Genomic DNA, 7938 nt, shown 5'->3' on the forward strand with positions numbered 1-7938 from the left:
AGCGGCGCGGGCCCCGGCTGGTCTGTGGCGTTACGGCGTCGCCGCCGCTCGGCCGGCCTCCAGGCGGGCGATGGGGATGCGGAAGGGGGAGCAGGAGACGTAGTCCAGGCCGGCGTTGTGGAAGAAGTGGACGGACGTCGGGTCGCCGCCGTGTTCGCCGCAGATGCCGAGTTTGAGGTCGGGGCGGGTGGAACGGCCCGCCGTGACGGCGGTGTTGATCAGGGTTCCGACGCCCTCGGTGTCGATCGTTTCGAAGGGGGAGGCGGGGAAGATGCCCTTCTCCAGGTAGGCGGCGAAGAAGCTGGCCTCGACGTCGTCGCGGGAGAAGCCCCACACCGTCTGGGTGAGGTCGTTGGTGCCGAAGGAGAAGAAGTCGGCGGCCCGGGCGATCTCCCCCGCGGTCAGGGCGGCGCGGGGGAGCTCGATCATGGTGCCGACGGGGATCGGCGGGGCGCCGGCCTCGGCGACGACGCGGTCGGCGTCGGCGCGGACGAGTTCCAGCTCGCGGACGGTGCCGACCAGCGGGATCATGATCTCCGGGCGCGGGTCGCCGCCCTCGGCGCGGTGGGCGGCGGCGGCCTCGGCGATGGCGCGGACCTGCATGGTGAACAGGCCGGGGACGACGAGGCCGAGGCGTACGCCGCGCAGGCCGAGCATGGGGTTCTGCTCGTGGAGGCGGCGGACGGCGGTCAGCAGGCGGTCGTCGTCGGACTCGCCGAGGGCGGCCTTGACGGAGAGGTCCGTGAGGTCGGGGAGGAACTCGTGCAGCGGCGGGTCGAGGAGGCGGATCGTCAGGGGGAGGCCGTCCATGGCGGCGAAGAGTTCGCGGAAGTCCGCCGTCTGCAGGGGCAGCAGGGCGTCGAGCGCCGCGTCGCGTTCGGCGTCGGTCTCGGCGAGGATGAGGCGTTCGACGAGCTCGCGGCGTTCGCCGAGGAACATGTGCTCGGTGCGGGTCAGCCCGATGCCCTCGGCGCCGAAGCGGCGGGCGCGGGCGGCGTCCTCGGCGGTGTCGGCGTTGGCGCGTACGCCGAGGCGGCGGACGGCGTCGGCGTGGGTGATGAGGCGGTGGACGGCCTGGACCAGGTCGTCGTCCCCCACCTCCCCGCTCTCGAAGTACTCCATGACCTCGGAGGGCACGACGGGGAGTTCGCCCCGGTGGACGTGGCCGGTGGTGCCGTCGATGGACAGCACCTCGCCCTCCGCCAGGACCGTGCCGTCGGGGAGTGTGAGGTGGCCGTTGGCCGGGTCGACGGTCAGGGACTCGGCGCCGCAGACGCAGGTCTTGCCCATGCCGCGCGCGACGACGGCCGCGTGGGAGGTCTTGCCGCCGCGTGAGGTGAGGATGCCCTCGGCGGCGATCATGCCGTCGAGGTCGTCGGGGTTGGTCTCGCGGCGGACGAGGATGACCCGCTCGCCGGCCCGGGCGCGGGCGGCGGCGGTGGCGGAGTCGAAGACGGCGACGCCGACGGCCGCCCCGGGGGAGGCGGGGATGCCGGTGGCCACGCGCTCCGCCCGCTCGTCGACGGCGAAGCGGGGGAACATCAGCTGGGTGAGCTGCGCGCCGCTGACGCGGCGCAGCGCCTCGTCGGCGTCGATGAGCCCCTGGTCGAGGAGCTGCACGGCGATGCGGAACGCCGCGGCGGGGGTGCGCTTGCCGACGCGGGTCTGGAGCATCCACAGCGTGCCGCGCTCGATGGTGAACTCGATGTCGCACAGGTCGCGGTAGTGGTTCTCCAGGATGGCGATGATGCGCAGGAGTTCGTCGTAGGAGCGGCGGTCGAGGCGGGCCAGGTCGGCGAGGGGGACGGTGTTGCGCGTGCCCGAGACGACGTCCTCGCCCTGCGCGGCGGGGAGGTAGTCGCCGTAGACGCCCTGGTGGCCGGTGGCGGGGTCGCGGGTGAACGCGACGCCGGTGCCGGAGTCCGGGCCGAGGTTGCCGAAGACCATCGCGACGACGTTGACGGCGGTGCCGAGGTTCTCGGGTATGTGCTCCTGGCGGCGGTAGCGGCGCGCGCGTTCGCCGTTCCAGGAGTCGAAGACGGCGCGGATGGCGAGGTCCAGCTGCCGGCGCGGGTCCTGGGGGAAGTCCTGGCCGGTGTGGTCGCGGACGATGTCCTTGAACTGCCGGACGAGGCCGCGCACGTGGCGGGCGTTCAGCTCGGCGTCGGTGGCGACGCCCGTGGCGCGCACGGCCAGTTCGAGGCGTTCCTCGAACCGCTCACCGTCGATGCCGAGGACGGTCTTGCCGAACATCTGGATGAGGCGCCGGTAGGAGTCCCAGGCGAAGCGATCGTCGCCGGAGCGGGCGGCGAGGGTGCGCACGGAGGCGTCGTTGAGGCCGATGTTGAGGACGGTGTCCATCATCCCGGGCATGGAGAACTTCGCGCCGGAGCGGACGGAGACCAGCAGCGGGTCGGCGCCGATGCCCAGGCGCTTGCCGGTCCGGCGCTCCAGCTCGGCGAGGTGCGCACTCACCTCGCCGCGCAGGGCGCCGGGTTCGGTGCCGGAGCGCAGGTACGCGCGGCAGGCCTCCGTGGTGATGGTGAAGCCCGGTGGCACGGGGAGGCCGAGGCGTGTCATCTCGGCGAGGTTCGCGCCCTTGCCGCCGAGCAGGTCCTTCATGTCCTTGTTGCCCTCGTCGAAGGCGTAGACCAGCTTGGCGATGGGGGTGGGCGGGCTGATGAGGGTGGGGGGTTCGGGGTGGATTGGGATTTGTGTTTCCGGCACGGGACTCGACTCCTCGTGAACGGTTGCCCTGACGCGGGGAGGCTACCCCGCTAACCGCTCATCTGAGCGTCCCTTTCATCATACGTGGCGGTCATCACGCGAACAAAGCCCGCATAGGCGGGCATAAAGTCACCGCTTGACTCCTCGGGTGTGGGCAGTCTCCGCAGGGCGGAGTGCGGGCACAGCCCGGGCGGCAGGGGGACGGCCCGGCCCGTGCCTTCGGCCGTCAGAGCCCCGCGGCGGCGAGGCGGGCGTCGGCGCGCTCCGGCGCGTAGAGGTGCTCGACGACCATGGCGGCGGCGCCGGTCAGGCCCGCGCGCTCGCCGAGGCGGGAGGTGACCACCTGCAGGTACGCGGTGGTGCGGTGCATGGCCCGCTGGTAGAGGAGTTCGCGGACGCCGGTGAGGAAGGGCGGCCCGGCCAGGTCGCCCGCGATCATCAGAACGCCGGGGTTCAGGAGGGTGACGACGGTGGCGAGCACCTCGCCGACGAGACGGCCCGCCTCGCGCGCGAGGCGCACGGCCTCGGGGTGGCCGATCGAGAGCTGGTCACGCACCCCGGAGCCGGAGGCGGTGGGGATGCCGGAGGCGGTGAGGCGTTCGGCGAGGGCCCGGCCGCTGGCGACGGCGGCCAGGCAGCCGTAGGAGCCGCAGCGGCAGAGGGCGTCGGGGTGGTCCAGCAGGCGTATGTGACCTATGTCACCGGCGCCGCCGTCTATGCCCCGGTACATCTCGCCGTCGACCACGACGCCGGCGCCGATGCCGGTGGAGACCTTGACCAGCAGGAACGCCGAACAGTCCGGGTAGCCGTCGCGCTGCTCGGCGAACGCCATGAGGTTGGCGTCGTTCTCGACGAGGACGGGGAGGTCCGTGAGGCGGGCGGGACCGGGCGCCGGTTTCGCGCCGCCTGCGTGCTTCCGTGCGCCCTCGGATGCTTCGAGCGCCTCCGAGGCGCCGAGGTGCCGCGCGAGGGCGCGCCGTAGCCGCTCGCGCACCGGGTAGTCGTCCCAGCCGGGCATCATCGGCGGCTCGACGATCCGGCCGGAGGCGAAGTCCACCGGCCCGGGCACCGCGAGGCCGACGCCGCAGACCGAGGCCGGGTCGGCGCCCGTCTTCTCCAGCAGCGTGGCGAACCACTGGCCGATGCGGTCCAGCGCCTGGTCGGGGCCTTCGTCGATGAGCAGCGAGCCGGTGTGCTCGGCCAGCACCGATCCCGCGAGGTCGAGCACGGCGGCGCGGCCGTGCCGGGTCTCCAGGTCGGCGGCCAGCACCACGGCGTGGCCGGCGTCGAACTCCAGCCGCACGGCCGGGCGCCCGCCGGTGGGCGCCTCCACCGGGCCGCCGGCCGTCTCGCGCACCCACCCCGCCCGGAAGAGCTGGTCGAGCCGGTGCCCGACCGTGGACCTGGACAGTCCGGTGATCCGCTGGATCTCGCCCCGCGTCGTCGCCCGCCCGCTGCGGATCAGCCGCAGCAGGTGGCCCGCGCTCGCCTGCGTCATCGCCTGCGTCATCGGCGCCTGCCTTCCCGCTCTCCCTCGACCGGTCGGGTCGCGTTCCTCACACCCCCTTTAGCTTGTCAACTTGATATTACAGGGCTACTTTTGCGTGTTAAGTAGACGTAACCCTGCGGTACCTTCGACAAAACAAGACGGCGCCGCCGTGAGGAAGCGGTGACGCTGCGGAGACCCCAAGGTTCCTTCGGAGTGCACGTGGATCGCGCTGACCAACCCGCCCCTCTCTCCTCAATCGCATACAACTCAACGAACGCACACCTCTTCGTCAGCGCATACGACAGCGCCCGCCGCGTGCTCGGACGCAACTGGACCGGCTCCTCCACCGTGCCCTCGCGTGCGCTGTACCCGCACCAGTGGAGCTGGGACTCCGGGTTCATCGCCATCGGGCTGCGTCACCTCGCGCCCTACCGCGCCCAGCGCGAGCTGGAGACCCTCCTCGCCGCCCAGTGGGGCGACGGCCGCGTCCCCCACATCGTCTTCAATCCCGCCGTCCCCCAGTCGGCGTATTTCCCGAGCCCCGACTTCTGGCGTTCCTCCGCCTCCGGGGACAAGGCCGGGGCCCCGGCCGGCGTCGAGACCTCCGGCATCGTGCAGCCGCCGGTCCACGCGCTGGCCGCCTGGCTGGTGCACCAGGCCGACCCCGCCGCCTCCGCGCGGCGGGGTTTCCTCGGCCGCGTCTACCCGCGCCTGGTCGCCTGGCAGCGGTACCTCACCGAGCGCCGCGACATCGGCGGGCGCGGGCTGGCCTCGATCGTGCACCCCTGGGAGTCCGGCATGGACAACAGCCCGTGCTGGGACGGGCCGCTGTCCCGGGTGGAGCCGGCCAGCTCCAGCAGCTTCCGCCGCGCCGACCTCGACCACGGCTGCCCCGCCGACCGCCCGACCGACCTCGACTACGGGCGGTACGTCCGGCTCGCCGAGCACTACCGCGCCCACGGGTACGTGGACGAGGAGGACACCCCGCGCCCGTTCGCCGTGGAGGACCCGGGGTTCAACGCCCTCCTCATCGCCGCCGAGCACGCGCTGGCCGAGATCGCCGCCGCGCTCGGCGACGACCCCACCGACCACCAGGTCCGCGCCGAGGAGCGCACCATCACGCTCGTCAAGCGGCTGTGGCACCAGGACGAGGGCCTCTTCCTCAGCCACGACGTGCTGACCGGCGAGGCGATCGCCGAGCGCAGCGCGGCCGGGCTGCTGCCGCTGATCGTGCCCGGCCTGCCGGAGGAGATCGCCGCCGCGCTGCTGCGGGCCGCGCGCGGACCGCACTTCGGCCTCGGCGGGCCCGCCCGGCTGGTGCCCAGCTACGACCTGACCGGCCGCGCCTTCGACCCGGCCCGGTACTGGCGCGGCCCCGCGTGGTTCAACGTCAACTGGCTGCTGACGCACGGACTTCGGCGGCACGGCGAGGGGCGGCGGGCCGACGACCTGCGTGCGAGCGCGGTCCGGGCGGCGGCGGAGTCCGGCTTCGCCGAGTACGTCGACCCGTTCAGCGGGCGGGCGCGCGGCTCCCGCGACTTCAGCTGGACCGCCGCGCTCGCCCTCGACTGGCTCCACGAGGCGGGCGTGGGGAGCCACGAGCCCGAGGAGACCGAGGAGCGCGTGGGGCTTGTGGGGCGCATGGGGCGCATGGAGGAGACGGAGACGCGGTGAACCTGACGCACCACTGCCTGCTCGTCCGCGACGGCACCTTCGCCGCCGTGGCCCCCTCCGGCGACATCACCGGCGAGCGCGGCGCCCAGCCGTACGGGCTTTTCGCCCGGGACGCCCGGCATCTCAGCCGCTGGCAGCTCACGGTGGACGGCGGCACGCCCACCGTGCTCGTGCCCGCCTCGGCCGGCTCATGCGCGGTCGGGCCCGCCGCGCCCGCCACCGCGTTCTCCGTGCTGACCCCGCCCGGCAGCCGCGCCGAGGCCCCCGCGCACACCGTCTTCCGCGAGCAGACGGTCTCCGAGGGCAGGCTGGTAGAACGGGTCCGGCTCAGCAGCAACCGGGGCGAGGCCACCAGCACGCTGCTGGCGCTCACCGTGGACGCCGACTTCGCCGACCAGTTCGAGCTGCGCTCCGACCACCGCTGGTACGAGAAGCCGCACGCCGTACGCACCCGGGCGGCGCTGCCCAACGGCGTCGAGTTCGGGTACCGGCGGCGGGAGTGGCACTCGCGGACCGTGGTGACGGCCGCGCCCGCGCCCGATGCGGTGGAGGAGACCGGCAGCGGGGCGCGGCGCCTGGTGTGGGTGCTGGAGCTGGAGCCGCACGGCGCGGCCGAGGTGACGCTGCGCGTCGAGGCCCACCCGCACGGCGCGCCCGAGGCCGGCGCCGACGCCGGGCCCGACCCCTTCCTGCGGGTGGCCCCGGTCTCGCCCGCCGACGGGCACGACGGGCACTGGCCGGAGCTGTCCCACGCCTGCGCGCAGGGCCTGGCCGAGCTGGCGTCGCTGCGGGTGGCGGCCACCGGGCCCGACGGCGAGGCGCTGCGCGTCCCGGCCGCCGGCGTTCCCTGGTTCCTCACGCTGCTGGCCCGGCACGCGGTGATCACCTCCCTCTTCACGCTGCCCAGCCGCCCCGAGCTGGCCACCGCCACGCTGCTGGCCCTGGCCGCCTCGCAGGCCACCGCCGAGGACCCGGCGCGGATCGCCCAGCCCGGCAAGATCGTTCACGAGCTGCGCCACGGCGAGCTGGCGTACTTCGACCAGGTGCCCTACGGGCGGTACTTCGGCTCGGTCGACTCGACCCCGCTCTTCGTCGCGCTGCTCGGCGCGCACGCCGCCGCCACGGGCGAGGTGAAGCTGGCGCACCGGCTGGAGCGGCACGCCCGCGCGGCCGTGGAGTGGATGTTCGCCCACGGCGGGCTCGCCGACTCCGGGTACCTGCGGTACCGCGCCGACCAGGGCGGCCTGGCCAACCAGAGCTGGAAGGACTCCCCCGGCGCGATCTGCTTCGCCGACGGCACGCCCGCCAAGGGCCTCATCACGGCGGCGGCCGCCCAGGGGTACGCCTACGAGGCGCTGCGGCAGGCCGCGCGGCTGGCCCGCGGCTGCTGGGACGACGCGGCGTACGCCGACCGCATGGAGGAGGAGGCGCAGCGGCTGCGGGACCGCTTCCTGGCCGACTTCTGGCTGGACGGACCCGGGCAGGACTTCCCGGCACTGGCGCTGGACGGCGAGGGGCGGCGGGTGGACGCGCTGGCCTCGGACGCCGGGCACCTGCTGTGGACCGGCATCCTCGACCAGGAGCACGGCGAGGCGGTCGGGCGGCGGCTGCTGGCGCCGGAGTTCTTCTCCGGCTGGGGCATCCGCACCCTGGCGGCGGGCCAGGAGGCGTACCACCCGCTGTCCTACCACCAGGGGTGCGTCTGGCCGCACGACAGCGCGATCGCGGCGTTGGGGCTGGCGCGGTACGGGCTGCACGAGCAGGCGCGCGCCGTCTGCCGCGGGCTGCTGGACCTGGCGGCGAGCGGGGAGTTCCACCTGCCGGAGGTGATCGCCGGGTACGGGCGCGAGGAGCACGCCGAGCCCGTGCCCTACCCCCACGCATGCTCGCCGCAGGCGTGGGCGGCGGCGGCGCCGTTCGCGCTGCAGACGGCCCTCCGGGCGGGGGCGGCGGCACCGCACTGCGGCTGACGGCGGACCAGCCACGCGGCCCGGGGGCCCACGCACTGGCCCCCGGTCCGCGTGCGCTTTTCTCCCGCCCACCCGCCC

The 7938-nt window shown here is 74.3% G+C and carries 4 protein-coding genes; 2 read left to right on the forward strand and 2 right to left on the reverse strand.

Features of this window, described 5'->3' with window-relative positions:
• Positions 1-30 precede the first annotated feature (30 nt).
• Positions 31-2622 carry a pyruvate, phosphate dikinase gene (ppdK, locus tag ACTWQH_RS16585; RefSeq protein WP_443287337.1) on the reverse strand — a complete coding sequence of 864 codons (2592 nt, stop codon included), beginning with the start codon at positions 2620-2622 and terminating at the stop codon, positions 31-33.
• Positions 2623-2953: 331 nt separating this feature from the next.
• Positions 2954-4237, reverse strand: a complete 1284-nt coding sequence (locus ACTWQH_RS16590; RefSeq protein ID WP_443287329.1) for an ROK family transcriptional regulator — start codon at positions 4235-4237, stop codon at positions 2954-2956.
• 234 nt (positions 4238-4471) lie between these two features.
• Here ACTWQH_RS16590 and ACTWQH_RS16595 point away from each other — a divergent pair, with 234 nt between their 5' ends.
• Together ACTWQH_RS16595 and ACTWQH_RS16600 are read left to right on the forward strand one after the other, a co-directional pair.
• Positions 4472-5890 (forward strand): MGH1-like glycoside hydrolase domain-containing protein, encoded by a 1419-nt coding sequence (locus tag ACTWQH_RS16595; protein WP_443287338.1) that lies wholly within the window; start codon positions 4472-4474, stop codon positions 5888-5890.
• A complete protein-coding gene (locus ACTWQH_RS16600) occupies positions 5887-7860 on the forward strand; it encodes an amylo-alpha-1,6-glucosidase (RefSeq protein WP_443287330.1) in 1974 nt (657 codons plus the stop codon). The genes ACTWQH_RS16595 and ACTWQH_RS16600 overlap by 4 nt, the downstream gene beginning before the upstream one ends.
• Positions 7861-7938: the final 78 nt, after the last annotated feature.

The organism is Streptomyces sp. 6N223 (assembly GCF_052246635.1).
Taxonomy (GTDB): Bacteria; Actinomycetota; Actinomycetes; order Streptomycetales; family Streptomycetaceae; genus Streptomyces.

Coding starts and splice junctions, on each gene's coding strand:
- ppdK (WP_443287337.1), bottom strand. CDS start 2,622: ATGAAGGACCTGCTCGGCGGCAAGGGCGCGAACCTCGCCGAGATGACA.
- ACTWQH_RS16590 (WP_443287329.1), bottom strand. CDS start 4,237: ATGACGCAGGCGATGACGCAGGCGAGCGCGGGCCACCTGCTGCGGCTG.